The organism is Halorarius litoreus (assembly GCF_024362405.1).
GTDB lineage: Archaea > Halobacteriota > Halobacteria > Halobacteriales > Haloarculaceae > Halorarius > Halorarius litoreus.
In genome coordinates, this window is the sequence record NZ_CP101454.1 from 534,308 (window position 1) to 560,889 (window position 26,582).

General features: G+C 69.2%; 22 protein-coding genes. 11 read left to right on the plus strand and 11 right to left on the minus strand.

Annotation, left to right across the window (positions count from 1 at the left end):
* Positions 1 to 412: 412 nt before the first annotated feature.
* From rdfA to NL126_RS02915, 5 genes are all read right to left on the minus strand, one after another.
* On the minus strand, positions 413 to 1,024 hold the full coding sequence (gene rdfA, locus NL126_RS02895) for a rod-determining factor RdfA (protein WP_255197409.1): 612 nt from the start codon (positions 1,022 to 1,024) through the stop codon (positions 413 to 415).
* Between the two features lie 457 nt (positions 1,025 to 1,481).
* The gene (locus NL126_RS02900; protein WP_255197410.1) at positions 1,482 to 2,252 is read right to left on the minus strand and encodes an IclR family transcriptional regulator; all 771 of its coding nucleotides are present in this window, start codon (positions 2,250 to 2,252) and stop codon (positions 1,482 to 1,484) included.
* Between the two features lie 116 nt (positions 2,253 to 2,368).
* On the minus strand, positions 2,369 to 3,817 hold the full coding sequence (gene scpC, locus NL126_RS02905; protein WP_255197411.1) for a succinyl-CoA:acetate CoA-transferase ScpC: 1,449 nt from the start codon (positions 3,815 to 3,817) through the stop codon (positions 2,369 to 2,371).
* 6 nt (positions 3,818 to 3,823) lie between these two features.
* Positions 3,824 to 4,369 (minus strand): MaoC family dehydratase, encoded by a 546-nt coding sequence (locus NL126_RS02910; RefSeq protein WP_255197412.1) that lies wholly within the window; start codon positions 4,367 to 4,369, stop codon positions 3,824 to 3,826.
* Between the two features lie 37 nt (positions 4,370 to 4,406).
* Complete coding sequence (locus NL126_RS02915; RefSeq protein ID WP_255197413.1) at positions 4,407 to 5,609, minus strand: acyl-CoA dehydrogenase family protein; 1,203 nt, start codon at positions 5,607 to 5,609, stop codon at positions 4,407 to 4,409.
* A gap of 125 nt (positions 5,610 to 5,734) precedes the next feature.
* On the opposite strand from NL126_RS02915, the gene NL126_RS02920 reads away from it, so the two are divergent.
* From NL126_RS02920 to NL126_RS02940, 5 genes are all read left to right on the plus strand, one after another.
* On the plus strand, positions 5,735 to 6,916 hold the full coding sequence (locus NL126_RS02920) for a thiolase domain-containing protein (protein ID WP_255197414.1): 1,182 nt from the start codon (positions 5,735 to 5,737) through the stop codon (positions 6,914 to 6,916).
* Positions 6,913 to 7,320: a Zn-ribbon domain-containing OB-fold protein gene (locus NL126_RS02925; RefSeq protein WP_255197415.1), complete on the plus strand. Its 408-nt coding sequence runs from the start codon at positions 6,913 to 6,915 to the stop codon at positions 7,318 to 7,320. The genes NL126_RS02920 and NL126_RS02925 overlap by 4 nt, the downstream gene beginning before the upstream one ends.
* 69 nt (positions 7,321 to 7,389) lie before the next feature.
* Positions 7,390 to 8,580 carry a CaiB/BaiF CoA transferase family protein gene (locus tag NL126_RS02930; RefSeq protein ID WP_255197416.1) on the plus strand — a complete coding sequence of 397 codons (1,191 nt, stop codon included), beginning with the start codon at positions 7,390 to 7,392 and terminating at the stop codon, positions 8,578 to 8,580.
* Positions 8,581 to 8,626: 46 nt separating this feature from the next.
* Positions 8,627 to 9,136: a hypothetical protein gene (locus NL126_RS02935; protein ID WP_255197417.1), complete on the plus strand. Its 510-nt coding sequence runs from the start codon at positions 8,627 to 8,629 to the stop codon at positions 9,134 to 9,136.
* Positions 9,126 to 9,698 (plus strand): thiamine pyrophosphate-dependent enzyme, encoded by a 573-nt coding sequence (locus NL126_RS02940; RefSeq protein ID WP_255197418.1) that lies wholly within the window; start codon positions 9,126 to 9,128, stop codon positions 9,696 to 9,698. Before NL126_RS02935 ends, NL126_RS02940 begins: the two co-directional genes overlap by 11 nt.
* A 9-nt stretch (positions 9,699 to 9,707) precedes the next feature.
* On the opposite strand, the gene NL126_RS02945 is transcribed toward NL126_RS02940, so the two are convergent.
* Entirely contained in the window at positions 9,708 to 10,460 is a 753-nt protein-coding gene (locus NL126_RS02945; protein WP_255197419.1) for an MBL fold metallo-hydrolase, read from the minus strand.
* 159 nt (positions 10,461 to 10,619) lie between these two features.
* Here NL126_RS02945 and NL126_RS02950 point away from each other — a divergent pair, with 159 nt between their 5' ends.
* Together NL126_RS02950 and NL126_RS02955 are read left to right on the plus strand one after the other, a co-directional pair.
* Positions 10,620 to 11,576, plus strand: a complete 957-nt coding sequence (locus NL126_RS02950) for an NAD(P)-dependent oxidoreductase (RefSeq protein ID WP_255197420.1) — start codon at positions 10,620 to 10,622, stop codon at positions 11,574 to 11,576.
* 57 nt (positions 11,577 to 11,633) lie between these two features.
* The gene (locus NL126_RS02955) at positions 11,634 to 13,061 is read left to right on the plus strand and encodes an FAD-dependent oxidoreductase (protein ID WP_255197421.1); all 1,428 of its coding nucleotides are present in this window, start codon (positions 11,634 to 11,636) and stop codon (positions 13,059 to 13,061) included.
* 1 nt (position 13,062) lies between these two features.
* On the opposite strand, the gene NL126_RS02960 is transcribed toward NL126_RS02955, so the two are convergent.
* Positions 13,063 to 14,577, minus strand: coding sequence for an amidase (locus tag NL126_RS02960; protein WP_255197422.1), 1,515 nt, complete (start codon positions 14,575 to 14,577; stop codon positions 13,063 to 13,065).
* A 103-nt stretch (positions 14,578 to 14,680) separates the two neighbouring features.
* On the opposite strand from NL126_RS02960, the gene NL126_RS02965 reads away from it, so the two are divergent.
* Genes NL126_RS02965 through NL126_RS02975 form a run of 3 tightly spaced genes read left to right on the plus strand, consistent with a single transcriptional unit; the run spans position 14,681 to position 19,550 of the window.
* The gene (locus tag NL126_RS02965; protein WP_255197423.1) at positions 14,681 to 16,486 is read left to right on the plus strand and encodes a M28 family metallopeptidase; all 1,806 of its coding nucleotides are present in this window, start codon (positions 14,681 to 14,683) and stop codon (positions 16,484 to 16,486) included.
* Positions 16,487 to 16,523: 37 nt separating this feature from the next.
* On the plus strand, positions 16,524 to 18,152 hold the full coding sequence (locus NL126_RS02970) for a gamma-glutamyltransferase family protein (RefSeq protein WP_255197424.1): 1,629 nt from the start codon (positions 16,524 to 16,526) through the stop codon (positions 18,150 to 18,152).
* Positions 18,153 to 18,200: 48 nt separating this feature from the next.
* Complete coding sequence (locus NL126_RS02975; RefSeq protein ID WP_255197425.1) at positions 18,201 to 19,550, plus strand: dihydroorotase; 1,350 nt, start codon at positions 18,201 to 18,203, stop codon at positions 19,548 to 19,550.
* Here the strand turns inward: NL126_RS02975 and NL126_RS02980 are convergent, their stop codons facing one another.
* Both NL126_RS02980 and NL126_RS02985 read right to left on the minus strand, forming a co-directional pair.
* Positions 19,551 to 20,786 (minus strand): MFS transporter, encoded by a 1,236-nt coding sequence (locus NL126_RS02980; RefSeq protein WP_255197426.1) that lies wholly within the window; start codon positions 20,784 to 20,786, stop codon positions 19,551 to 19,553.
* Between the two features lie 68 nt (positions 20,787 to 20,854).
* Positions 20,855 to 22,219, minus strand: a complete 1,365-nt coding sequence (locus tag NL126_RS02985) for a M28 family peptidase (protein WP_255197427.1) — start codon at positions 22,217 to 22,219, stop codon at positions 20,855 to 20,857.
* 106 nt (positions 22,220 to 22,325) lie between these two features.
* Between NL126_RS02985 and NL126_RS02990 the strand changes: the two genes are divergently transcribed.
* Positions 22,326 to 23,072, plus strand: a complete 747-nt coding sequence (locus NL126_RS02990) for a maleate cis-trans isomerase family protein (RefSeq protein WP_255197428.1) — start codon at positions 22,326 to 22,328, stop codon at positions 23,070 to 23,072.
* A 4-nt stretch (positions 23,073 to 23,076) separates the two neighbouring features.
* Here the strand turns inward: NL126_RS02990 and NL126_RS02995 are convergent, their stop codons facing one another.
* Together NL126_RS02995 and NL126_RS03000 are read right to left on the minus strand one after the other, a co-directional pair.
* Positions 23,077 to 24,534, minus strand: coding sequence for an amidase (locus tag NL126_RS02995; protein WP_255197429.1), 1,458 nt, complete (start codon positions 24,532 to 24,534; stop codon positions 23,077 to 23,079).
* 108 nt (positions 24,535 to 24,642) lie between these two features.
* Positions 24,643 to 26,508 carry an ABC transporter substrate-binding protein gene (locus NL126_RS03000; protein ID WP_255197430.1) on the minus strand — a complete coding sequence of 622 codons (1,866 nt, stop codon included), beginning with the start codon at positions 26,506 to 26,508 and terminating at the stop codon, positions 24,643 to 24,645.
* Positions 26,509 to 26,582 lie beyond the last annotated feature (74 nt).

The window sequence follows — 26,582 nt, forward strand, 5'->3', positions numbered from 1 at the left end:
CAGAGCCGAACGGCACCGAGTCTATGTGCTGAGGGGATACTACCATTTCACAATCATAGTAAGATATATTATTAAAGATATCCTATAGTAAAGTGTTCCCTATACCGAGACAATAAATTCCGACACATTCACGCGCTATCGCGGTAGAAAGCCAGATTAGAACGAATCCCCGTCAATCCAGAACAGAAGTAGATATAATAGTATAATTTCCAAATAATTAATCAGATAGCACCCATATACCCAGAATATATACAAAATATAGCTATTTTATCACCAGATAATGTGAATTGCCGGTAGACAAGCACCGGATTAGACATTATAAAAGATTCCTTATATGTTTCGAGTAAGATAGAAAATCAAACACTATCTGTGGAACCTCGGTCATGAGGTCGTGGAGCCAGTTGGACCGGAGTCAGCAGTCACAGCCCCCCTGGTCGAGCAGTTCGGTCAGTTCGTACTGGGTGCCGCAGTCCGAACAGTACACGCGGACGTCGACGAGCACGCTGAACGACCCGAGAGAGAGCCGGTCCGTGTCGACGAGACTCTGGAGGTTGCTCTCGGCGACGGCCTGCAGGCGGCTCTTGAGTCGCTGGATGACTCCGGCGGTCTTCTCGATGCGGTCCCCGTCGTCCGACTCCGGCAGCGAGACGCCGAGGTGTTTCGTCAGGTGCGTGTGAATCGCCTGGTGGGAGACGAAGTCACCGCGGAGTTCCTCCACGTCGATGCCCGCTTGCCGGAGTCGAGTTTCGGCACGCACGCGGTCACCGCGGCTCACCCCGTCGTCGGTGAGCAGTTCGTACGTGTTCTCGACGTCGCTGTCCGACGGTGTGAGCCCCGCCTCGGACATCGCCGCGAGCAGGACGCCGCGGTTGAACTGGTCGGCCAGGTCGCGGAGGCTCGTCCGCTCCTCCGTCCACCGACGCGCGAGCCGCTCGTTCCACCGGTCGAGCTCGTAGGTGTCGATCAGCCGGCCGACCTTGCTCCGTCTCCCCCCCGCGTCCGTACTGTCGGGCGTGTCTGTCATACACGACGCTCAACGAGCGACCCGTATAAACTTCCCGTCGAGCTACCGGCACCCTGCCATCATGCGCCGGAAATCCATTACATACGTACGTCAGTAATGCTTACTGCGTTCCGCGATGCAGAACGAAAGTTCGAGACGCGTTACCACATGTGATACCCTACGACACCCAGTGGGCCGACACGAGAGAGGGGGCGTCAGTGAGTCGGTCACTATCGGGACAGTTCGGCAATATGACATAGGCGACCGTGAGAAGCCCCCATGGCCCGAATTTCGTCCGAAATTGACTCCCGAGTGCCGACGAAACCACGTCGGGCACAACTGCGGTACGCGCAGTGCTGCCCCGGCCATCACCAGGACGGAGGGTTCGACGATGCGGAACAGAACGTGTGAACGCTTCACAAACGCAAGAGAGTAGCACACAGACACGCAGTCGAGGCGACGCGGTCCAGCGGCTCGCTCAGGCGTACGCGATGTTCAGCTCCAGTTCGTTCGCGGTCCCGAGCAGCAGGTTGGGGAGCTCGTCTTCGAACCACTCGCCTTTCATCCGGTGGGTCGGCCCGGAGATGCTCAACGCGCCGAGGACGCTGCCGTCCTTGTCTTTGATCGGCACGCCGATGGCACGCAGTCCCTCGACGTTCTCCTGGTTGTTGACGCTGAACCCGTCCCGGCGGATGGTCTCGAGGTTCCGGAACAGCGCCTCCCGGTCCGTGGTCGTGTTGGCCGTGATACCGGGGAGGCCTCGCTTTTCGAGGATCGTCTCGACCTGTTCCGTCGGGAGGTACGCGAGGATGGCCTTGCCGGCGGCGATGGCGTGCAGCGGGATGCGTTTCCCGATGCCGGGGTCCGTCTGGACGCCGCGGCTGCCGGTCGCCCGGTAGACGTACACCCCGTAGCCGTGTTCCTCGACGATGAACTGGACCCGTTCTTCGGTCTCCTCTGCGAGCTGTTCCACCTTCTCCTTGACCAGCCGGTACCCCTTGTTTCGGGTCCGCGCGTGTTCACCGAACTCGAGGAACCGGAGGCTGACGTGGTAGGTGTCGCCCTCTCGGACCACGTATTCCCGCTCGTAGAGCGTCTGCAGGTGCCGGTGGACCGTGCTCTTCGCCATCCCCAGCTCGGCGGCCAACTGGGTGATGGTGGCACCATCCGCCTCCAGCACCTTCTCGAGGATGCTGAACGCCGTGTCGGCCGTTTTGACGGTCCGGGGGTTCGGGTGTTTGTTCGTCATCGGTTGCCACGGGTTGGCGATACTGCTACTATAAGGTTCCGCTGGGTAGAACAAGCGTTCCAAGACACAGGACGTTCCGCATGTGGCAACAGCCGTTCCAGCGCCACACAGCGGCGTCAGCCGTCGGCACCGTGCGGCTCGTGGCCCCCGGCCGCGTTCGCCCGGTCGAGGTAGGCGTCGAGCGTCGGCCGGAACGACGGGTGGGCACACTGCTCGACGAGCGACGCGGCGCGTTCGCGCGGCACGCTGCCCCGGAGGTCGGCGACCCCCTGTTCGGTGATGACCACGTCGATGTCGTGTTCGGTGTGGTCGACGTGCCCGACACGCGGGACGATGCGGTTGAGCGTGCCGTCCCGCGCGGTCGACGCCAGCGCGACGATGGCGAGCGTGCCGTTCCGGAAGAAGTCGGCACTGCCACCGATGCCGTTCACGACGTGTGTACCGTCGATGTGCGTGGAGTTCACGTGCCCGTAGAGGTCGACTTCGAGCGCGCTGTTGACCGCGACGACCCCCAGCCGCCGGACGAGTTCGGCACCGTTCGTGACGTCAGCCGGCCGGAGAACGATCCGCTCGGCGTACCGTTCGATGTCTTCGAACAGCCGCTGTTGGCCCTGCTCGGAGAGGGCGAGCGACGTGGCGCTCACCGCCGAGAGCGAGCCGTCGTCCACGAGGTCGAGCAGGCCGTCCTGCACGACTTCGCCGTAGTAGGCGACGTCGCGGTCGCCGAACTCGATTCGGCCGATCTCCCCCATCAGTGCGTTCCCCAGGCTCCCGACCCCGAACTGGAGGCGGACGGCCTCCGCGAACACCTCGTTCTGCTCGAGTTCCGCCGACAGGAACGTCGCCAGGTTCGCCGCGATAGCCTCGTCCTCCGCCGTCGGTTCGCGGAAGGAGTACGGGGAGTCGGGCTGCTCGGTCACCACCACGGCGGCCAGTTTCGCCGGGTCGAACTCGATGCGGGGACCGCCGATGCGGTCACCCGGCGCGGTGAGCGGCACGGGCTGGCGTGTGGGGGCCGAGCCGGTGACGTAGACGTCGTGGAGCGCCCGGAGCGCGACCGGCTGCACCTCGTTGACCTCGACGACGAGCCGCTCGGCGGCGGCGATACACGCCGGGGTGTGGCCGAGCGAGGTCGACGGGACGAGCCAGTCCTCGCCGATGGCCACCGCCTCGACGACGGCGACGTCGACCGCCCCGTACTGGCCCTGCTGCACCTCGTCGCCGAACGCCTCTATCTGCCGGTCCTGGTAGGCGATGGCGTCGCTGTTGGCCGCCGCACGCGCCTCGGGCGTCGCCTGGTAGGGAAACCGCCGGGCGATGGCGTCGGCGCCGAGCAGTTCGGTGTCGATCTCCTCCCCGACGCTCCCGCCGCTCAACACCGTGAGCGAGAGGTCCCGGCCGCTCTCGGCGAGCGCCAGCGGCACCGCCTTCGGGTAGCCGACACGCCCGAAGCCGCTGACGGCCACGGTCGCCGTGTCCGGCACGAGGGTCGCCGCCTCGGACGCCGACACCACGGGTACCTCGCCGTTGAGTCGGTCGAGGGGCCGGTCGGTCACGCGGGACACGGCGGCTCACTCACCTCGCTGGGTGCCGACCCCCTCGGGCCACCCCGGCGGCCGTTCGGGCGTCGGTTCCGCGGCCTCGCGTTTGAGGACCATCGGCGTCCGGGTGAGCGATAGCACCCGGTCGCCGTCCTGGTTGTACGCCCGGAGTTCGGTCGTCACGATGCCGACGTGCTCGCGGGAACTGCTCTCGCGCTTGGAGAGGACCTCGCTCTCGGCGAAGATGGTGTCGCCGTGGAACACCGGTCCCTCGTGGCGCACGTCGTCGTACCCGAGGTTCGCCGTCGCGTTCATCGACACGTCGATGACGCTCATCCCGACGGCGAGCGTCAGCACGACGAGCCCGTTGACGAGCCGTTCGCCGAACTCCGTCTCGGCGGCGTACACCTCGTTGAAGTGCATCGGGTTGAGGTTCATCGTGAGGTTCGTGAGCCAGACGTTGTCTGCCTCCGTGACGGTCCGGCCGAACGGGTGTTTGTACACGTCGCCGACGCTGAAGTCCTCGAAATAGCGACCGTGCCAGCCGGCGACCACACGTCGTCCGTCGTCGTCCATACGTTCGTCACTCATGGTGGGTACATCAATATCCGTGTCAGTAGGATTTCGGGAGGTCGAGCACCGTCTCGCCGACGTAGTTCAACACCAGCTCCTGGGTGATGGGCACGAGCCGCGTGAGCCGGGCTTCCCGGAAGTAGCGCTCCACGTCGTACTCGCGGGCGACGCCGAACCCGCCGTGTGTCTGGACGGCGGCGTCCGCCGCCTGGAACGCGGCGTCGGCCGCGAGGAACTTCGACATGTTCGCGCGAGCGCCCACCTCGCGGCTGTCGCCGCCCTCAACGGCGGTCGCCGCCTGGTACGTCATCGCCTTCGCGGCCTGCACGCGGGCGTACGCTTCCGCGAGGGGGTGCTGGATGGCCTGATTCTGCCCGATGGGTCGGCCGAACACCTCCCGGTCGCGGGCGTAGCGGACGCCGCGGTCGATGGCCAGTTCGCCCAGCCCGAGACACTCCGCTGCGATGACGATGCGCTCCTCGTTGAGGCCGTCGAGCAGCTGGTAGAACCCGCGGCCCTCCTCGCCGATGAGATTCGACGCCGGCACGCGCAGTCCCTCGAACCAGAGTTCGAACGCGTGGACCGCGTTGCTCGCGGTCTTCGGGATGGTGCGCATCTCCAGCGAGCCGGCGTCGACCGCCGCCTCGAGGTCGACGAGGAACATCGAGATGCCGCGGGTGGCTTTCTCCACCTCGGCTTTCGGGGTCGTCCGGGCGACCACGACGACGTAGTCGGTCGCGTCGACCCGCGAGGTCCAGATCTTCTGGCCGTCGATGACGTAGTCGTCACCGTCCCGCTCTGCGCGCGTCTCGATGGAGGTCGAGTCGGAGCCCGCGTTGGGTTCGGTCAGCCCGAGCGACTGGATAGCCGCGTCTCCGGCGGCGACCCGCGGCAGGAGGTCGTCTTTCAGTTCCTCGCTCCCGTAGCGCACGATGGGAACGGAGTTGTAGATGCCGCCGTGTATCGCCTGTGCGCCGGCGAAGCCGCCGCCGCTCGCCGCGATCTCCTCCATCATCACGACCGATTCGGGCGTGCCCATGCCCGCGCCGCCGTACGCTTCGGGGATGAGAATCCCGAACCAGCCGTGGTCGCCGAGGTCGTCCACGAACTCCTGGGGGTACTCCTCGTCGAGGTCTTTCTGTCGCCAGTACTCGTCGTCGTAGCCGTCACAGATGTCCCGGATGCTCTCGCGCACCAGCCGTTGCTGGGCCGATAGCTCGACGGTGTCCGTTGCGACCTCCATTGCTACAGCGATATGGAGGAGGAGATGATAAGTCTATGGAGCGGGCCGATGCGCGGCCGCGTACGCCACACGAGGCGGGACCGCGGCGAGCAAAGCTTTACGTCCTGTCGCGGGCCACCTCGCGCATGGCTACCGCAGAGCCGGTGTACATCGCCGGCGCCTACGAGCATCCGACCCGCAACGCTCCGGACAAGTCGACCGAACAGCTCCACGCGGAGGTCGCCCGGGGCGCCCTCGACGACGCCGGGCTCTCGAAACACGACGTCGACGGCTACCTCACGGCGGGCGTCCCCGAACACGAGGAGGGGCTGCCGTCGCTCACGCCGCTCATCATGGCCGACTATCTCGGGCTCGACGTGGCGTTCGCGGACTCGACGGACTTCGGCGGGTCGGCGTACATGAGCCACGTCGGCCACGCCGTCAGCGCCATCCGCGACGGGAAATGTGACGTGGCGCTCATCACGCTCGCCGGGCGCCCCCGGTCGGCCCAGCAGGCGACCGGGACCGGCGTCCGTGCGCTGACCGCAGTCCAGGACAGCTACGAGCGGCTCTACGGTGCGACGACGCTCGCCCACTACGCGATGGCCGCGCGCCGGCACATGGCCGAGTTCGGCACGACGAGCGAACAGCTCGCCGAGGTCCGGGTCGCCGCGGCCCACCACGCCCAGTACAACGAGCACGCCCGGTTTCAGGACCCGGTCACCGTCGAGGACGTCGTCGGCTCGCGAGTGGTCGCCGACCCGCTGCACCTCATGGACTGCTGTGTCATCACCGACGGCGGGGGCGCGCTCGTCGTCGTGAGCGACGCGGTCCGCGAGGAGCTCGACCGCGAGTGCGTCGAGGTACTCGGCCACGGCGAAGCGATACAGCACCACGACGCCGGGCGCATCGACCTCACCCGCACGGGCGCGGTCGACTCCGGTCGCCGGGCGTTCGCCAAGGCCGGGCTCGGGCCCGACGACGTCGACTACGTCTCCATCTACGACTCCTTTACCATCACCGTCGTCGAGACGCTGGAGGACCTCGGCTTCTGTGCGAAGGGCGAGGGCGGCGCGTTCGTCGAGGGCGGAACGCTCCAGGCACCCGACGGCGACCTCCCCTTCAACACCGACGGTGGCGGGCTCTGCTCGAACCACCCGAACCGTGGCGGGATGACGAAGATCATCGAGTGCGTCCGGCAACTCCGGGGAGAGGCGAACCCAGAGGTGCAGGTCGACGCCGACGTGGGCATCGCCCACGGCACCGGCGGCAGCATCGCGACGCGACACGGCTCCGTGACGCTCGTGCTCGGAGGTGCGGACCGATGACGTGGGAGCCGCGCCCCGCACCCGTCGTGACGCCCGAGAGCGAGCCGTACTGGACCGGCGGCCTCAACGGCGACCTGCGCATCCAGCGGTGTACGGACTGCGACCTGGTCTACGTCTATCCACGGGCCCACTGTCCCGACTGCCTCGGCGACCACGTCGAGTGGGTCGAGGCATCCGGGCGCGGAACCGTCTACTCGTACACGGTCGCCCACCAGGTGGCGGGCTGGCCCGACGACGACCTGCCGCTCGTGAGCGCCTACGTCGAACTCGACGAGGGACCACGCCTGATGACGAACCTCGTGGACTGCGACCCCGACGACGTGGCCGTCGGCATCGCGGTCGAGGTCCGGTTCGAGCAGAGCGAGGACGGGGAGTTCGCCGTCCCCGTGTTCACGCCCGTGTAGCGACCGCTACGCCGGGGGAACGACCCCTCCCACCGGCACCTATTTGACGACCCACCGGGTCTACCCGGTATGCAGCGTCCACTGGAAGACGTGCGTGTGCTAGACCTCGGACACGTGTATCAGGGACCGTACTGCGGCCTCATCCTCTCGTACCTCGGCGCGGACGTCGTCAAGGTGGAGCCGCCGGGCGGTGAGGCGGTGCGTGCCCGGAGCGCCGACGGTGAGACGCCCGAAGTCCAGTTCCTCAACTCGAACAAAGACGGGCTCGTGGTGAACCTCAAGACCGAGGCGGGGACGGAACTGCTGAAGGACCTCGTCGCCGAGACGGACGTGCTCGTCGAGAACTTCTCGCCGGGGAAGATGGACGAGCTCGGCGTCGGCTACGACGTGCTCTCCGAGGTGAATCCACGACTCATCTACGGCTACGGCTCGGGGTTCGGCAACACGGGTGCGTACAAACACTACCCGGCGATGGACCTCACCATCCAGGCGATGGGCGGCGTGATGCACACGACGGGCTACCCGGAGTGTCCCCCGGTGAAGGCCGGGCCCGCAGTCTGTGACTTCTTGGGCGGGATTCATCTGGTGGCGGGCATCATGGCCGCGCTCTACCGGCGCGAGCGGACTGGCGAGGGCGACTACGTCGAGGTCGGGATGTTCGACTGCGTCTACCCGACGCTCACCTCGCCGATCGCCTCGTACATCCGCGAGGAGGGCGCGCCGCCGCGAACCGGCAACCGGCACTCGGGGCTCGCTATCGCCCCGTACAGCGCCTACGAGGTCGACGACGGCTACGTCACCATCGCCTGCATGACCGACAGCGCCTGGGAGCGGCTCGTCGGACTGATGGACCGGCCCGAGCTGCTCGACGACGAGCGGTTGACGACGCTCGCCAGCCGGACGAAGTACACCGACGAGATCGACGCGATGGTCGAGGCGTGGTGCGACGGCCAGACCAAGGAGGAGGCCGTCGAACAGCTCCGCGACGCGAACATCCCCTGTGCCCCGGTCAAGACGCTCGAAGAACTGCTCGTCGACCCGCAACTCGAGGCTCGGGGGATGCTGAACCCGATCCAGAACAAGGGCGGTGGCCGTCCCGAGATCCCCGTCCCCGGCATGCCCATCAAGTTCGCCGGGAGCGAGGACGTCCCCGTGCGCGACTCCCCCCGCGTCGGCGAGAACTCCGCCGAAGTACTGTCGCGGGTGCTCGGGCTCTCCGAGCACGAGATCGACGAGCTTCGGGCTGCTGACGTCATCTGAGCCACACAGCAGAAACACCTAAGTCGTCGCTCGGGGTCGTCGGAGTATGGCATGGGAAGCGGACGTGCTCTCGGTACTGAAAGAGAATTCCATCTCGCTCGTGGTGTATCTCCCCGACACGGCGCTCGGGGGCATCATCGAGACGGTGGAGGCGGACGACTGGTTCACCGCGGTGAACGTCGCCCGCGAGGAGGAGGCCATCGGCGTGCTCTCCGGTGGCTGGCTCGGCGGCCAGCGCGGCGCGCTGCTGGTGCAGTCGAGCGGGCTCGCGAACACGCTGAACGCCATCGGGTCGCTCAGCAAACCCGCGCGCATCCCGTTCCTGGGGCTCGTCTCCCGCCGGGGCGACCTCGGGGAGTTCAACCTCGCGCAGGTGCCGTTCGGCTACAACATGCCCACCTTGCTCGACACCATGGGCATCCGCAACCACAGCCTCGCGGAGACCGACACCGTCGCCCGCGACGTCGATATGGCGGCCAAGTCGGCGTTCTCGACCGAGGAGCCGTACGTCGTGATGCTGGAATCCACCCTTATCGGAGCCAAAGATGAGTACTGACAGCCCTGCCGACCAGTACGAGTGTACCGCCCGCCTGCTGTCCGTCACCCCCGATGCCGCCATCGTCTCGAACCTCGGGGTCGCCTCCTACGTCCTCGCCGGCGTGGAGGACCGCCCCCGGAACTTCTACCTGTGGGGGAGCATGGGCGTGACGACCCCTGTCGGGCTCGGGCTGGCGCTCGCGCTCGACGACCCCGTGACCGTCCTCGACGGCGACGGCTCGATGGTGATGTCGCTCGGGGCGCTGGCGACCGTCGCCGACCAGAACCCCCCGAACCTCACGGTCGTCGTCTGGGACAACGGCCAGTACGGGACGACCGGCGGCCAGCCCTCCGCGTCGCGAACCGTCGACATCGCGGCCGTCGCCCGTGACGTGGGGCTCGACGCCACACACGTCACGACCGCCGACGACTTCGAGGCGGCGTACGCGGCGGCGGTCGACGCCGACCACGCCTCGGTCGTCGTCTGCGAGGTCGAGCCCGCCGACCCCGACGAGCGGCCACCGTTCGACTTCGCACACATCAAGCGGCGGTTCCGTGACGCCGTCGGCGCGACCGAGTGACGCCACGGCTCACACGCTGAACGTCTCGCCCGGCGCGAGGAACACCGCCTCGGCCGCACAGTCCAGCGCGTCGAGTTCAGCCTCGAACCGCGCTCGTGCGTCGGTCGCCGACGGCGCCACCATCGGCAACACCACCTCGGGTGCGAGCCAGTCGACGGCGATGGCTGCCTGCCACGGTCCCATCGTCGACCGCCCCTCCATTCCGGGCACCTCGGCGATGGGCGTCGCGACCACGTCCGGCTGGAGGTACGCCCCGACGAACGCCCGCATCTCCGAGAGCAACTGTGTCTCACCCGTGTAGTAGAACGTCGTCGCGTCCGCCGTGGCCGTGTGCGTCGGCTCGGTGTCGGTGAGGACGTAGCCGGCGGCGATGCCGACGTTGATCTCGTTCTCCTCGTACTCGAGGTCGGGGTCGAGATACGAGCTCGTCCGCAGGCCGTGGGCGTGTTCGGCACAGACCATCAGCACGTGTGCGCCGTCGGCGTCGAGCGTCCCCCCGAGGTTCAGCGGGTGGACCGCGCCGACGTCGTGCGCCTTCCGAAGGAAGTTGACGAGTTCCGTGTTGGCGACCACCGTCGCCTCCGTGAAGGCATCGAGGTCGTGACGCCGGGTCCGGTGAGCGTGCGTCACCAACACGTAGTCGGGGTCGAGGTCCGCCGGAACCCTGTCGGTGTACGCCGGGTCGAAGTACGGGTCGACGAGGAACGTCCGGCCACCGACGGCGACGTGCCACGTGCCGTGGCCGTACCAGGTCAGGTCCATGCGACCTGATGTCGACAGGCGAGCAAAGCTGTTGTCCCGGGGCCCCCGCGTCCGGCCCACCGGAACGTATTTGCTCGCGGCTACAGATGCTCCACTCGACCTCGACGGCCGACTGCGAGCACACCAGCGCCGCGTCGACGGCCGCCGGGACGCGAGCCCATGACACGAGCCCTCATCGACCGCGACATCACGCCCGCCGCGCTGCTGCAAGACCGCCTCGGCGACCGCATGACCGCGACGGTCGGCGCCAGCGCGAGCGAGGCCGACCTCGTCGCGGAGCTCGCGGACGTCGACGTGCTGTTCTGTACGTCGCGGCTCCCGCTCACCGAGCGCGTGTTCGCGGCGACGGACCTCGCCGCCGTCGCGAAGTTCGGCACCGGGCTCGACACCGTCGACCTCGACGCGGCCGAGCGCCACGGCGTGCCCGTCACCTACACGCCGGGCGTGAACGCGGCGGCCGTCGCCGAGCACACTGTCTCGCTCGTGCTCGCGGTGCGCCGGCGACTCCTCGAACACGAGCGCGTCCTCCGCGACGGTGGCTGGCGCGACGACGTGACGCTCGGGCACGGCCTCTACGGGGCGACCGTCGGCATCGTGGGGTTCGGCAACGTCGGGCGACGGGTCGCGGCGTTCCTCGCGGGGTTCCAGCCCGAGCTCCTGGCGTACGACCCCTACGTCGACGCCATCGACACCGAGACCACGGGAACGACGCTCGTCGACCTCGACGACCTCCTCTCGCGGAGCGACGTGGTGACGATCAACGCCGAGCTCACCGACGAGACGGCAGGCCTCATCGGCGAGCGAGAGCTGGCGCTGCTACCTCCGGATGCGGTTCTCGTCAACACTGCCCGCGGCGGCATCGTCGACGAGGCCGCACTGGGCGACGCGCTGCGGGCGGGTGACCTGGCAGGTGCGGGCCTCGACGTGTTCGAGACGGAGCCGCTGCCCCCGTCGTCGCCGCTGTTCGAGGTCGAGACCGTCGTCGCGACGCCACACGCTGCGGGCGCGACGTGGGAGTCACGCGAGCGCATCATCGAACTGCTGGCCGACAACGCCCTCGCGCTCGTCGAGGGGCGATCGGTCCCCGACCGGTTCCTCGCGGTGCCACCGGCCTGAAATGGGCCAGAGCGACCGATGCGAAGGAATATTACCCACCCCGTGTGACACAGACACATGGACGAGTTCCACCGGCGGACAGTCGCAGGTTCGGCGTCGGAGGTGTGTGACGTCTCGGAGGTGGCGTGGGACGTCGAGACCGACGTCGTCGTCGCGGGCGGTGGCGGGTCGGGGCTCACCGCCGCGCTCGCGGCCTCGCAGGCGACCGACCTCACGATCACCGTGCTGGAGAAGGAGCCCGAGCCGGGCGGGAACACGAAGCTGTCGACCGGCCTCATCCCGGCGGCGGGGACGCGCCTGCAGGCGGCCGTCGGCGTGGAGGACTCGCCCGAGGCGCTGGCGACCGACGTGCTCGAGGGCTGTGACCACGAGGCCGACGAGGCCGTCGTCAGGCGACTCGCCGAGGAGATGCCGCGAGTCATCCACTGGCTCATGGACGACTGGGACGTGCCCTGTATCTACGTCGAGGACTTCAAGTATCCGAGCCAGTCGGAAGCCCGGATGCACTCGGTCGAGGGGCAGCACGGCGCGAACGTCGTCGCCGAACTCCTGGAGCGAGTGCAGTCGGTCCCGAACATCGAGTTGCTGACGAACACCCCGGTCCGAAAGCTGGTCGCGGCCGACGGGGCGGTCGTGGGCGTCGTCGCGGGCGAGGAGGCGGAGGCCATCCGGAGCGACGCCGTCGTGCTCGCGACCGACGGCTTCGGGGCGAACAAGCGGATGCTCGACGAGTGGTGCGGCGCCATCAAGGACGCGCCACACTACGGCGCCGAAGGCAACACGGGCGACGGCATCCGGTTCGGCGCGGAGCTCGGTGGCGAACTCGGCTGCATGGACTCTTATCAGGCACACGCGACGCTCGCCGAGGTGGGCGCCGTCTCCCCGTACGCCCTCGTGCTCTACGGGGGCATCATCGTGAACGGCGACGGCGAGCGCTTCGGCAACGAGGGGCTCGGCCCGGCCGACTTCGCCGTCCACGTGGTCGAGCAGCCGGCGACGTACGAGATATTCGACGAGCGCATCTACGAGAAGACCGACGCCGCGGGGTTCGGCGACTTCGACGAGGCCGTCGCGCTGGGCGCGTACACGAAAGCGAACACCGTCGAGGAGCTGGCCGCCGAACTCGGCTGTGACCCCGAGGGAGCAGCCCGCTCGGTCCGCGCGTACAACGAGGCGATTGCAGCGGACGAGCCGGACGAGGTGGGACGAGACGAGTACCGCCACACCCTCGAACCCCCGTTCTACGGGACGAAGACGAAGGCGGTGCTGATGCAGACGCAGGGCGGGCTGGTCGTCGACACCGACGCCCGGGTGCTCCGTACCGACGGCTCCGCCGTCGACGGATTGTACGCGGCGGGCGGCTCGGCGATGGGGCTGAGCGGCACCGGCCCCTCGGGGTATCTCCCCGGCAACGGCCTGATGGCCGCGTTCGGGCTGGGTCGCATCGCCGGCCTGTCGGCCCGGGAGCGGGCAGCCGGGCGATAGCTCACGCCGAGACGGATTCCTCGAACGCCGCCGCGACGCGAAGCACGGTCGCGTCGTCACCGCGGCGACCGACGAAACTCACGCCCACGGGGAAACCGTCGACGGTGCCCGCGGGCACCGAAATCACGGGGTGTCCAGTCGCGTTGAACGGGGCACGGTTCTGCAGGAGCCCCAGAGCCCGGTCGATACGGTCGGCGTCCGAGAGCCCCTCGCGAACCCGGTACGGGAGTTCGGAGATGGTCGGCATCGCGAGCACGTCGGCGTCGGCGAGCGCCGCGTCGTACGCGTCGACCAGCCGCCGCCGGAGGTTCTTCCCCGTCGCGTAGTACTGCCCGCGGTAGGTGTCGGCGAGATACTGGCCCGTCACGAGCGCGAGCTTGAGCGTCGGCGGGAACCTATCGGCGCGCTCGCGGCGCGCCTCGCCGAACGCTGCGGCGTACTCGGCGTCGAAGAAGCCGGTCACGAAGTGGCCGACGCCCTCGCCACGGACCATCGCTGTCATCTCCTCGAGGTTGATGGCCGTCCAGATGGCGCCGGCGTCGTCGTGCAGCGGCACCGACCGCTCGGAGACGGTCGCACCGGCCGACTCGAACGACGCGAGCGCCTCGCGAATCGCGTCGTCGACGGCCACACCCTCGGAATTCTGCCCGAATCCCTCGTCGACGGCGGCGACAGTCACGTCCGCTGCGGTCGCAGTCTCGACGGCGGCGGCGTAGGCGTCGACCTCGACGGCACACTGTCGCGGGTCGAGGCCGTCCTCACCGGCGACGACGTCGAGCACCCGTGCGCAGTCGCGGACCGTCCGAGCCATCGGCCCCGCGTGGTCGACCGTGTACGCCTGCCCGACGATTCCCGTGTAGGGGACGAGCCCGAACGTCGGCTTGAGGCCGACACAGCCACACCACGCTGCCGGGCGACGAATCGACCCACCGGCGTCGGTGCCGATGGCCACGTCGACCGCGCCGGAGACGACCGCTGCCGCACAGCCGCTCGACGACCCACCGCTCAAGTAGTCTGGGTCGTGCGGGTTCCGCACCGGGCCGAAGTCCGAGAGCCCCCCGCTGCCACCGAACGCCATCGCCTCCATGTTCAGCTTCCCCGTCACGATCGCGCCGGCGTCGAGCAGCCGCGTGACCACCGTGGCATCGTACGAGGGGACGTACCCCTCGAACACGTCGGAGCCACAGGTCATCTCGACGTCCGCGAGCGCGACGTTGTCCTTCAGGCCGACCGTGTAGCCGGCAAGCGGTCCCGTGTCCGTCTCCGATACGTCACAGACGGTGACGAAGGCGTTGAGCGGGTCGTCGTCGGGCGGCGGACGGCGAGACTCGCGGTCCATCGGCGCCGTCGGCATCGGCGCGTCGAGGGCATCGACCCGCTCGTACGTCGTGAGCGTCTCCTCGATGAAGTCGGCGAGCATCGACACCTCGTCGGGCGAGAGGTCGAGATGGTGGATGGCTGCGGCCGCGCGGATCTCCTCGGCCGTCGGTGGCCGGAGCCGCTGTGCGTCGGTCATGCCGGAGACTGTGTCACTCACCCGCATAAATCCATGGCCCCGGTCGGCGATGCTGGACGACGAAGTGACAAACGCTAACTCCCCACACGTCGACGGGCGAACGATGGCAACCGAGGACTATCAGCTGTACGAGCGCGACGAGCCCGGGGTGTCGGGGGTCGAGCGCACGCTGTACGACGCCGTCTCCCGGGAGGAGCCGTGGGCCATGCTGGAGCGGTTCGCGACGCTGCGGCGGGTCTCGCCCTCCGCCGACGAGCGGGCGGCCGCCGACTACATCGCGAGCCGCTTCGACGAGTACGGCGTTCCCTACGAGCGATACGACCCCGAGCTCCGGTTGAGCGTTCCCCGGGCGGCGTCCGTCCGGGTCGGCGACTGGGAGGCGACGGGGACGGAGGCCGACTTCGAGACGGACCCGCCCGCAGTGAAGGCGTACGCGTTCTCGCGGTCGGCGACCGTATCTGGCCCCGCGGTGCACCAGGACGTCCCGGCGGGTGAGACCCTCGACGCACGGCTCGCGGGCACGGCACTCGACGCGGACCTCTCCGGCAGCGTGGTGGTGGCCGAGGGCGTCACCGCGGGTCACGACGCCAACGAGTTCATCCGGGTGATGGAGGCGCGCGACGCCGCGGGGCTCGTCCTCGTCCACCCGGCGGCGGACGAGCCGTACAGCCTCACGGCCGCGCCGGTCTGGGGTGGCGTGCCGCAGGTTGGCGAGCCGGGACGCTCGTCGCTCGTCGTCCTCGCCGTCTCGCGGACGGTCGGCGACGACCTGGTCGACCGGCTCGACGACGCCAGCGACATCGAGGTGTCCGCCGACCTCGACGAGGGCTGGTTCGAGTGTCCCATCGTCGTCGGCACGGTACCGGCCGAACGGTCGGCCGACGGCCGCGTGCTCCTTCACGGCCACCTCGACTCGTGGTACTACGGCGTGACCGACAACGCGACCGGCAACGCCGGCATCGTCGAGGTCGTGCGGGTGCTGAACGAGCACCGCGACCGCCTCCGTCGCGACCTCACGGTCGCGTTCTGGCCGGGCCACGAGGGCGGCCGCTACGGCGGCAGCACGTGGTTCGTCGACCAGTTCGCCCTCGAGCTGTACGACGACTGTCTCGCCCACGTCGTGTTCGACAGCGCCGGCGCGAAGGACGCCACCGAGTTCAACTCCACGTACTGGATGCCCGAGGCCGCCGCCCTCTGTGCCGGCGCCATCGACGACGTGGCCGGTAAACCATCGACGGGAAAGCGCGCCCCACAGGCCGGCGACTACTCGTTCTCCAACCTCGGCATCACCGGACTGATGGCGCTGTCGTCGGGCATCCCCGAGGCGGTGCGGGAGGCACGGGGCTACACCTACGTCGGCGGCTGCGGTGGCAACGCCGAGGCGTGGCACCGCTCGACCGACACGCTCGACAAGGCCGACCCGGACGTCCTTCAGCGGGACATCCGCGTCTACCTGCTCATCGTCTATCGGCTCCTGACCCGGGAGCGACCCCCGCTCGACTACCGGGCGACCGTCGCCCGCCACCGGGAGATACTCGACGACTACGACGAGCGCGCGGGCGACCACTACGCGCTCGACCAGGTTCGAACGGAACTGGACGCGCTCGCCGAGGTCGTCGACCAGTTCTACGACGCGCTCGACGCGGACGACCTCGACGCAGCGACCGGCGTCACGGCGATGCGGACCCTCTCGCGACGGCTCGTCCCCGTCAACTACGCCCGCCGGGGCCGGTTCGAGCAGGACCCACCCGAGACCATTCCACCGTACCCGCGGCTCGCCTCGTGTCCGACGCTCGACGACCTGGACGGCGACGACTACCGCATCGAGCTGACCCGGCTGCGACGGGCGGAGAACGCGGTCGCACACGAACTCCGGCAGGCGAGACGGGAGCTCGAGGTGGTGCTGTGACGGGGGCCGTCTCGTCGACGGGCACGGCGGGATGCCGATGACGTTCGAGTACCCGTGGACGTACCGGTCGCGGCGGTCGGCGGTGATGGCACCGAACGGGATGGTCGCGACCAGCCACCCGCTCGCGGCGACGGTGGGCTACGACGTCCTCCGCGACGGCGGCACGGCGGCCGACGCGGCCGTCGCGACCGCGGCGATGCTGAGTCTCGTCGAGCCGCACAACACCGGTATCGGCGGCGACGCGTTCGTGCTGACCCAGTTCGACGGCCGGTACGGGGCACTCAACGGCAGCGGCGGTGCCCCAGGAGCAGCGACGGTCGAGCGCTATCGCCGCGCGCTCGACGCCGACGCTGCCGATGATGACGGTGGCGAGGACCGCTCGGTGCCACGCCGCGGCGGGCTCTCGGTGACGGTCCCCGGCGCACTCGACGCCTGGCAGCGCCTCCTCTCGCGACACGGGACCTACTCGCTCGCGCAGGCGCTCGAACCGACCATCGAGTACGCCCGGTCGGGCGTGGTCGTGACCGAGAGCGTCGCCCGCCGGTGGCGGCATCTCACCGACCTCGTCGACCGGTTTCCGCACGCCGACTGCTATCTCCGTGACGGCACCCCACTCTCGCCGGGAAGTCGTCACCGGAACCCCGCGCTCGCCGAGACGTACGACGCCGTCGCCGAGGACGGTATCGACCTGCTGTACGGCGGTCGGCTCGGGCAGGCGCTGGTCGAGAGGGTCCAGGCCGACGGTGGGCTCCTGACGCTCGACGACCTCGAAGCCCACCACGGCGAGTGGACCGATCCCATCGGGACCACCTACCGTGGAGTCGAGGTGCTCGAACACCCGCCGAACGGGCAGGGCGCCGTCGCGCTCGAGGCGCTCAACGTCGTCGAGACGGTCGACCTGCCGCCCGAGGTGACCGACCCCGCCCGGCTCCACACGCTCATCGAGGCGCTGAAGCTGGCGTTCGCGGACGGCTACGCACACCTCACCGACCCTCACCAGGCCGAGATACCGCTCGACACCATCCTCTCGAAGGCGTACGCGGCCGACCGCGCCCGTGAAATCGGCGCCGAGGCCGGCGCGTACGCGCCGCGGGCGGCCGGCTGGGGCGACACCGTCTACGTCGCCGTCGTCGACGCCGACGGCAACGCCGTCTCGCTCATCAACAGCCTGTTCTACGGCTTCGGAAGCGGCCTCGTCGTCGACGGCGTCGCACTCCAGAACCGGGCGAGCGCGTTCAGCCTCGACCCGGCCCACCCCAACTGTCTCGAACCGGGCAAGCGGCCGTTTCATACGATCATCCCCGCGATGCTCCGCGAGGATGGGGCGTTCCGTGCGACGTTCGGCGTCTGTGGCGGCGCGATGCAGCCGCAGGCACACGTCCAGCTCCTGACGGCGATGGTGGACGCCGGCTACAACCCGCAGGCCGCCCTCGACCTCCCACGGTTCCGGCTGCTCGCGTCCGGCGAGATCGCCCTCGAAACGAGCCGACTGCCCGCCGAAACGGTCGCCGCGCTCCGCGACCGCGGGCACGACATCGTCGACGAGGACACCTACTTTCAAGAGCGGGGGCGTGACTGGGGGAGCGGCCAGATCGTCTACCGGACCGACGAGGGGCTCGTGGGGGGCACTGACCCTCGCCGGGACGGCCAGGTCGTCGGCTACTGACCGGGCGCGGGGACATACACTTTAGCCGGCGGCAGTCGTCACTCGGCCATGACGCTCGACACCGTTATCGCCGGCGGGACGCTCGTCACCCCGACCGGGACGCTGGCGGCCGACCTCGCCATCGCGGACGGCACCATCGCTGCCGTCGGCACCGCCGACGAGCTGCCGACCGCCGACCGCTACGTCGACGCGACCGACCGGCTCGTCATGCCGGGGTTCGTCGACCCGCACGTCCACATCGACGGGCTCGCGTCCATCGAGACCGCGACCAGCGGCAGCCGCGCCGCGGCGCTCGGCGGCGTCACGACGCTGCTGTCGTTCGCGTGGCAACTCGACCGCTCGCTCCCCGACGCGGTCCGCGAGGGGCGGGCCATCCTCGCCGACTCGCTCGTCGACTACGGGCTCCACGCCGGCATCACGCGGGAGGACCCGGCCGTGTTCGACGACCTCGGGCCGCTGTGTGACGACGGCGTCACCTCGTTCAAGCTGTTCACCGTCTCGTCGTACGGGCTGGACCTCTCGTACGGCTTCGTCGACGAGCTGTTCGAGCACCTCGCTGCGGCAGGGGGCGTCGCCATCGGCCACACCGAGGACCCCTCGGTGTGTGCGGCCCACGCCGACCGACTCAAGCGGGACGGAAAGGGCGACCCGACGTGGTACCCCCACTCGCGCCCGGACTACGCCGAGGCGATGGCGGCCGATTCGGTCGCCCGGCTCGCCGTCGAACACGGCACCCAGTACTACGGCCTTCACACGTCGTCGCGGGCGGCCACCGCCGCGCTCGCTAGCTACCCCGCCGACCTCGTCCGTGGTGAGACCTGCACGCACTACACCGTCCTCGACGCGAGCGCACACGACCGGCTGGGCGCGCTGGCACAGCTGGCCCCGCCGCTCCGGCGCCCGGACGACGTGGCGGCGATGTTCGAGGCACTCGCCGACGGGACGATCTCGGTCGTCTCCAGCGACCACACCGCCTACACGCGGGCGTCGAAGGTGGGCGCGACCTGGTGGGAGACCAGCAACGGGGCGAACGCGCTCCAGACCTCGGTGCCCGTGTTTCACGACGCGGCCGTCACCGAACACGGGTTCTCGTATCCCTCGTTCGTCCGCCTCGTGAGTACGAACCCCGCCCGGACCTTCGGCCTCCCGCAGAAAGGGACGCTCGACCCCGGGACCGACGCCGACGTCGTCGTGTTCGACCCACACGAGACGTACACCATCACGGCCGACGACAACGCCTCGGAAGCGGACTACAGCATCTACGAGGGGCGGGAGGTGACCGGGCGGGTGAAACAGACGTTCGTCCGGGGCGAGCTCGTCGCCGACGAGGGCACCATCGTCGGCGAGCCGGGCCACGGCACGTTCCTCGCACGCGAGCGACCGGACTGGAGCGCGTAGCTACTCGACGGGCGGGGCGGCGCTCGCGACGGCCAGCCCGAGGACGCTCCCCCCACCGACCACGACGGCCGTGGCGAGCCCGACCGCCTGCACGGCCCCCTGGAAGCCCAGGCCGGGCGTCAGTGCCGCGACGAGCGCGCCCATCGCGATGGGCGCGAGCGTGATGGTCAGCCGCCCGTACGCCTCACTCACGCTGACCAGTCCACCCCGGAGGTGGTCGGGGGGGAGCCCCGTCATGATGCTCCGGTAGATGGAGAGGATGACGCCGAAGCCGCTGCCGGCCACGGCGATGCCGGCGAGCGCGACCGGCAGCGAGCCGGCGAGCACGACGACGGCGTACCCGCCCCCGAGCGCGACGTTCGCGGCGACGAGCGGGTAGAGTCGACTGTCGAACCGCGCGGTGATGCGACCCGCCTGCGTCGCCGCGACGGCGAACGAGAGGCTCGCGACGGCCGCGAGCACGCCCGCCGCCGATGGCGTCCCGCCGATGAACTCGACGACGATGATGGAGTTGTAGGTGAGGAAGCCGACCCAGAGCACGCCCGGGAGTCCGCGGACGAACACCATCGCCTGGACCCGGCGGTGACGGAACAGGTCGCGCAGCGAGCTCGCATCCGTCGCTGGCTGTTCGTCCGCGGCGGGTTCGGCTCGGGACGGCTCCTCGAACCACAGATACGTCGCCAGCGCGGCGGGCACCGCAAGCAGGTACAGCAGGAAGGGGAACTGCCAGGCCAGGCCAACGAGCAGGCCGGCCGCGGGCGGAATCAGCAGTTGCGCGAGCCCCGAACTCGTGAAGCGGAACCCCTGGGCGGTCGCCTCCTCGGTTCCGTCGTACAGGTCGCCGATGCTCGAGATGACGATGGGGACGACTGCGGCGGCGCCGATGCCCTGCAGCACCCGCAGCCCGAGCACGACGCGGAACTCGGTGGTGAGCGTGATGGCCCCACCGGCCAGCCCCAGTATCGCGAGCCCGGTGATGATGGTCGGCTTGCGGCCGTAGCGGTCGGAGAGCAGCCCCGCGAGCGGAATCATGAGGATGCCCGGGGCGGTGAACGCCGACATCAACAGCCCGATGCTCGCCGGCGACGCCTGGAACGGCCCGATGAGCGTGTGGAGCAGCGGCGAGACGAGCGCGAGCCCGGTCGGGCCCATCGCGTTCGCCAGGACGAGAACCTGGAAGTTCCGACTCCGGAGGACGCCAGCGTCGTCACCGAACAGCGCGGAGAGCGATACCACGAGTCTCAGGTGTCACGTCCCTGCCGGTGAGCTTAATCGTTCGGTTGACGGCCAGGGCGCCCGGTCGACTACCACGGCCACCGACCCTCAAGCCGGAGGTACTCCGCCGTGTCGGCGGGGATCCGCGCTCGGACCGCCTGCTCGGGCTCGGGAGCGAGCTGGTCGGCCCGCTTGGCGAGTCGGACGAGCCCCGTCGCGAGCTGGATGGCGAGGTCACGGAGGTCACGCCGGTCCAGCTTGTCGGCGGTGTCGGCGTGGGTGTGCCCCCAGCCGAGCGCGACGCGACCGCCCTCGCCAACAGAGCGGCACGTGACCGAGGGGACACCGTGGGTCGCGAAGTGCCACTGGTCGCTGTACCAGAACGGCCAGACGCTGCCGTACGGGTCGCCCTCGCCGGTGGGGCTCACGGGCGCGCCGAGTTCGGCGGCCGCCTCGTCGAACGCCGCGGCGACGGCGGGGCTGCCCTCGGTCCGCATCGTGCGGCTGAACCCGATGACGTCGACGTTGACGTGGGCGACGACGTCGGCCGTTCCGTGCCGCTCGACCCACGCGTGTGAGCCGCGCAACCCCAGTTCCTCGGCGCCAGTCGAGAGGAACCGGAGCCGGGTCGGCAGCTCGACGCCACTCCCGGCGAGGAGTCGCCCCGCCTCCACGAGCAGCGCGGCTCCCGCGGCGTTGTCCCGGGCGCCCTCGCCGACGTCGTGGCCGTCTGTGTGGGCCGTCACGACGATTTCCGGGCCAGTCTCGGGACCGACGACGGCCTCGACGTTCCGGCTCGTCGCCGGCTCGGTGCGACAGTCGACGACCAGTCGAACCTGTCTACCGTCGGCAGCGTCCCGTCGGAGCCGCTCGCCGAGTTCGTGGCTCACCCCGACCGCCGGGACCGGCCCCGGCGTCTCGCCGCCGAACCGGACGCTCCCGGTCGCGGGGAGTCCACCCACCATCGAGTCGTTGCTGTAGAGGAACGCGGTCGCGCCCGCCTCGACCGCGCGGGCGTACTTCTCGGTTCGGTTGCACGGCCGGGCCATCGTCGGCGGGTTCCGGCTCGACACGAGGACGACCGCGTCCGCTACGTCCATGGTCGCCAGGTCGTCCGGGGTGCCGGAGCCGGCGTCGACGACCGGCGCCTCGACCTCGCCGCTCGGCGACCCGGGGAGCGCGACGAGCTGGTGCGCCGCGGCGAACGTCCGGACCGGCATGGCGTCGACCGTGAGCGTCGACGTCCCACGCCACCAGCCGGGTACGTCGAACGGCGTGACCGAGACGGCTCGAAGCCCGGCGTCCGCGAACGCGGCTTCGAGGACGCGGACGCCGGCGGCCTCGCCGTCGTGGCCCGCCATCCGGCTCCCGATGTCCGTGAGCCGCTGGAACCACTCCCAGCAGCGCGAACTCGTGTACGCGTCCCCGATGGTCGCGAGGGGGAGTGTCGACATACATGTACAACGTCCGGGCGCCGAGTTAACCGTTCGGGCGAGTACGGGGTCGACCCGCGTCGCGACCGGGGGGAGAGGTTAAGTTCCAGAACCCCAACTCTCGGCCATGTATGGCTGGAGAGGCCGAATCGGGCTGATCGTCCCGTCCACGAACACCGTCAACGAGCCGGACTTCTACCGGCACCTCCCGGCGGGCGTCTCACTGCACGTCTCCCGGATGTACCTCGACCAGGAGGCACACCGCGAGCGCGACGACCTCCGCGAACTGGAGAAGATGACGGCCGACGCCGACCGCTGTGCCGCGTCGCTCGCCACCGCCGACGTGGACGTCATCGCGTACGGCTGTACCTCGGGGAGCTTCATGGACGGCGCGGGCCACGACGCCGAGATCGAGGCCGAGCTGGAGGCCGTCGCCGGGGTGCCGACCGTGACGACCGCCGCGGCGGTCCGGCGGGCGATGACGGCACTCGAACTGGAGACCGTCGCCATCGCCACGCCGTACGTCGACGAGCTGAACAGCCGGGCCGAACGGTTCTTCGAGGGGTGTGGCTTCGAGGTCACGGCCACGAGCGGGCTCGGTATCGACATCGCAGGGTCTGACCTCGACCGCCGAAGCCACGGCGCACAGCTCCCGGAGCGCGCCTACCGACAGCTCGCGGCGATGGACCTCTCGGACGCCGACGGCGTGTTCCTCAGCTGCACCAACTACCACGTCACGGACGCCATCGAGTACATCGAGGCCGACCTCGGCACGCCGGTGGTGACGAGCAACCAGGCGACGCTCTGGAACGCGCTCCGGGTGCTGAACGTCGACTACGCCGACGTCGACCTCGGGGCGCTGTTCCAGCGGTAGCCCACTACGCCAGCACGGTCTCGACGCTCGCGGCCGCCCGGAGGACGGTCGCCTCCTCGAACCAGCCGCCGAGGAACTGGAGCCCGACCGGGAACCCGTCGTGCTCGCCACAGGGGACGCTGACCGCCGGGTGGCCGCCGACGTTCGCGGGCATCGTGTTCCCACCGGCCGCCGGGATGGGTTCGTCGTGTCGTGGTGGCGGTGCCGTCAGGGTCGTCGACGCGAGCACGTCCACCTCGGCGAGCGCGGCGTCGAGCCCGTCGGTCACCCGCTTTCGGAGGTGGTGAGCGAGCGCGTACGGCCGGTCGCCGTACTCGCGAGACAGGTGCTCGGCCGAGAGCGCCGCGAGCACCACTCGGTCCGGGAACGCTCCGGTGTCGGCGCTGAGTCGTTCGTGGAGTGTCGACGCGAGTTCGGGGTCGGGGAGCCCGACCCGTCCGTGGTCGGTCGCGCTCGCCCGCACGTAGTTGCCGAACTCCGCCCACGTCAGCACCCGGTACGCCGTCGGCGCGTGTTCAACAGCGTCGACCGAGATCGACCGGAGCTCGGCGCCGGCGTCCGCCAGCCGGTCGAGCGTGGCCCCCGCGACATCGTCGAGCGCTGGGGCGTGGCCGACGAACTGTTCGGGGACGCCGACGACGAGGTCGGTCGGGTCGGCGCTCCGACCCCGCTCGACGGCCGCGACGTAGTCCCCGACGACCGCACCGCTCGTCATGTCGTCGCGGGGGTCCTCGCCCGCGATGGCCTGGAGACCGCGGGCGACGCCGTCGGTCTCCCGGGCCAGCACGCCGACGGTGTCGCAGGTCTTCGACCCCCGGACGAAGCCGTGGTGCGAGACGAGCCCGCGCGTCGGCTTGAGGCCGACGACGCCACACCACGCTGCCGGGTAGCGCACCGAACCACCGTTGTCGGTCCCGAGCGCGACGTCCGCGAGCCCGTCGGCGACCGCCACGCCGCTTCCGGTCGACGAACTCCCGGGCTGATACACCGGGTCGTGCGGATTCTTCGCCCGGCGGAACGGCATGGAGTCGACGTGCCGGCCGTGGGCGAACTCGTCGAGGTTCGCCTTGCCGACGACCCGGGCACCGGCGTCGAGCAGTCGTTCGACCACGGTGGCGTCCGTTCGGGGGACGAAGCCGGCCATCGCGGGCGAGCCGACGGTCATCGGCACCCCCGCGACCGCGATGTTGTCCTTGACCGCGACGGTCGTCCCCGAGAGTGGACCATCGCCACCACCGACGGCACACCGCGTCAGGAACGCCCCGTTGGGGTCGGTCGCTGGGTCGGGGTCCCAGTAGTCTCGCTCGGGGGGCGTCGGTAGGTCGACGAGTTCGGCGACCTCGTCGAACGCCGCCTCGTGCTCTCGGAGTGCCGCCGCGAACGCCTCGATTCGCTCGTCGTCGAGCGCGTAGCCGAGGTGGCGCGCGTAGCGATCGACGGCAGCCTGCAGTCCCGTAGACATCGTGGTGGTCACTCTCCGGCAGTCGGCTTCACTCTTCGGGCGCGACCGAGCCGGCGACTCCGTGAGCAGGTCGTCGAAAAGGGCTGTGTCGCAGCGGCGGGAGCGGGATTACGGTTGCCAGCTCGTGTCGAACTCGCCGGCGTCGTTGAGACATGGGAACTCGTCGGCGCTGGGGACTTCACCCTCGGGCCACATCGGCGAGGTGTCCGCCCCCTCCGGGTAGCGGAGGTTGCCGTTGCTGTCCCAGCCCCAGCCCGCGTCCTCGAGCGCCGCCCGGGCCGCCTCCGGGTCGCCGTTCATGTTGTCGGTGAACGTGTGGACTTCGCTCGGGTCCGGGTAGAACGGGTGGTTGTCGACGTAGGGGGCGCTCGTCGGAATCATGTTCCCGTTGCCGGCGTAGACGGCCTGGTTGACCTCGTTGCGGTTGATGGCCTTCCCGACCGCATCCTGCCAGGCGTTGAACTTCACCGGAGCCTGCGGGTACGACGCCGCCAGGTGCCACGCACCGAAACCGCGCATCGCGAGGATGCGCAGGCCGTCGCCGAGGTCGTCCTTGACCTGCTGGACACCGGCGCCGGTCATGTTGCCGCCGACGTCGATCTCGCCCTCGCGGAGCGCCCGCTTCTTCGTCTCGGCGTTCTGGAACCGCTGGTGGACGAACCCGGCCTGCGGGTCGTAGTTGATGTGTCCTTCGGGGTGGGGGCGCCAGACGACGGACTGCCCCTGGGTGAACGAGGTCACCTGCATCGGCCCCGAGCCGACGATGGGGGTCTCGGGCTCGAAGGCCGACGGGTCGTCCATCGCCTCCCACGTCGGCTTGTGGAGGATACCCCACGTCGGGACGTGAGCGGTCGTGAACGAGGGGTTCGGCTCGTCGAACGTGAACTCGATGGTCTTGTCGTCGATGATCGTGATGGAGTTGTAGTTCTGCTTCGTCCGCTGGGGGAACGACTTCTCCTCGATGAGTTCCATCGTGAACTTCACGTGTTCGGCGGTGATGTCGTCGCCGTTGTGGAACTTCGCGTCCGGGTGAATCTCGAAGGTGAACTTCTTCGCGTCGTCCTCGACCGTGACGTTCGTCGCGAGTTCGTTCTGCAGCTCCCAGTTGGGGTCGTACTGTAGCAGCGGCGAGTGGGCGACGTTCGTGTAGATGCCCATCGCACCCGCCGAGATCATCAGGTGGTTCGTCCGCTCCCAGAACCCCGTGTCGTCGCTCCCGTACACCCAGCGGTCGCCGCTGTTGGGCGTGACCGACGTGAAGAACGCCGGGTTCCACGGCTGGGACGCCATCTGGCCGACCGCCGAGTCGTCGACCGACACCCGGTCGGTTCGGAGCCCGGTGAAGATGTCGCGAGCGATGATGTTGACCGCGGGCATGTCCTGTGAGAACAGCGCCATCGCGTCCTGGATGATCGAGAGCCGGGTGTCCGGGTCCGGTGCGACCGCCTGGTCGAACACCATCCGTGTGAACTCACAGTTCGCGTAGTTCATCGCGCTCGGACGGTTGTTCGCCCCCGCCGCGGGGACGATCAGGTCCGTCATGAAGTAGTTCCCGGGGTCGAGCGTCGTCACCGACGACGTGCCGCCCCACGTGACGTAGTGATAGTTCCGACGGTCGTTGTAGGCGTCGGAGACCATCTTCGCCACCTCGACCGGGACCACCTGTATCTCGTGGTCGAGGGCGTTGGAGATGTGCCGCTGGACGAGCGGAACGGTGTTGTCCCAGACCGGGTGCCCGGACCAGAACTCGATGACGACCGGCGGGACGCGTTCGCCGAGGTTGTTCCCGCCGCCGCCACCGCCGCCACCGCCGCCACCACCGCCGCCATCACCACCGTCACCGCCGTCACCACCATCTCCGCTGCCGTTACCACCGCTGTTACATCCAGCGAGTGCGCTGATTGCTCCCGTCGACCCGACCAGTTTCAGCAACTGGCGACGATCGACGTCGAGTCCCTTGTCAGAGGCTGACATACGAGCAGATAAGATAGGTGAGAACACTTAACCTTTGTGTAGGTACAGTCGAGATTTTACCGTTGTCGGCCCTC

Excerpts from the sequence above, each read along its gene's own strand:
- rdfA (WP_255197409.1), bottom strand. The coding sequence starts at position 1,024 with ATGACAGACACGCCCGACAGTACGGACGCGGGGGGGAGACGGAGCAAG.
- NL126_RS02900 (WP_255197410.1), bottom strand. The coding sequence starts at position 2,252 with ATGACGAACAAACACCCGAACCCCCGGACCGTCAAAACGGCCGACACG.
- NL126_RS02910 (WP_255197412.1), bottom strand. The coding sequence starts at position 4,369 with ATGGACGACGACGGACGACGTGTGGTCGCCGGCTGGCACGGTCGCTAT.
- NL126_RS02915 (WP_255197413.1), bottom strand. The coding sequence starts at position 5,609 with ATGGAGGTCGCAACGGACACCGTCGAGCTATCGGCCCAGCAACGGCTG.
- NL126_RS02920 (WP_255197414.1), top strand. The coding sequence starts at position 5,735 with ATGGCTACCGCAGAGCCGGTGTACATCGCCGGCGCCTACGAGCATCCG.
- NL126_RS02925 (WP_255197415.1), top strand. The coding sequence starts at position 6,913 with ATGACGTGGGAGCCGCGCCCCGCACCCGTCGTGACGCCCGAGAGCGAG.
- NL126_RS02930 (WP_255197416.1), top strand. The coding sequence starts at position 7,390 with ATGCAGCGTCCACTGGAAGACGTGCGTGTGCTAGACCTCGGACACGTG.
- NL126_RS02935 (WP_255197417.1), top strand. The coding sequence starts at position 8,627 with ATGGCATGGGAAGCGGACGTGCTCTCGGTACTGAAAGAGAATTCCATC.
- NL126_RS02940 (WP_255197418.1), top strand. The coding sequence starts at position 9,126 with ATGAGTACTGACAGCCCTGCCGACCAGTACGAGTGTACCGCCCGCCTG.
- NL126_RS02945 (WP_255197419.1), bottom strand. The coding sequence starts at position 10,460 with ATGGACCTGACCTGGTACGGCCACGGCACGTGGCACGTCGCCGTCGGT.
- NL126_RS02950 (WP_255197420.1), top strand. The coding sequence starts at position 10,620 with ATGACACGAGCCCTCATCGACCGCGACATCACGCCCGCCGCGCTGCTG.
- NL126_RS02955 (WP_255197421.1), top strand. The coding sequence starts at position 11,634 with ATGGACGAGTTCCACCGGCGGACAGTCGCAGGTTCGGCGTCGGAGGTG.
- NL126_RS02960 (WP_255197422.1), bottom strand. The coding sequence starts at position 14,577 with ATGACCGACGCACAGCGGCTCCGGCCACCGACGGCCGAGGAGATCCGC.
- NL126_RS02965 (WP_255197423.1), top strand. The coding sequence starts at position 14,681 with ATGGCAACCGAGGACTATCAGCTGTACGAGCGCGACGAGCCCGGGGTG.
- NL126_RS02970 (WP_255197424.1), top strand. The coding sequence starts at position 16,524 with ATGACGTTCGAGTACCCGTGGACGTACCGGTCGCGGCGGTCGGCGGTG.
- NL126_RS02975 (WP_255197425.1), top strand. The coding sequence starts at position 18,201 with ATGACGCTCGACACCGTTATCGCCGGCGGGACGCTCGTCACCCCGACC.
- NL126_RS02985 (WP_255197427.1), bottom strand. The coding sequence starts at position 22,219 with ATGTCGACACTCCCCCTCGCGACCATCGGGGACGCGTACACGAGTTCG.
- NL126_RS02990 (WP_255197428.1), top strand. The coding sequence starts at position 22,326 with ATGTATGGCTGGAGAGGCCGAATCGGGCTGATCGTCCCGTCCACGAAC.
- NL126_RS02995 (WP_255197429.1), bottom strand. The coding sequence starts at position 24,534 with ATGTCTACGGGACTGCAGGCTGCCGTCGATCGCTACGCGCGCCACCTC.
- NL126_RS03000 (WP_255197430.1), bottom strand. The coding sequence starts at position 26,508 with ATGTCAGCCTCTGACAAGGGACTCGACGTCGATCGTCGCCAGTTGCTG.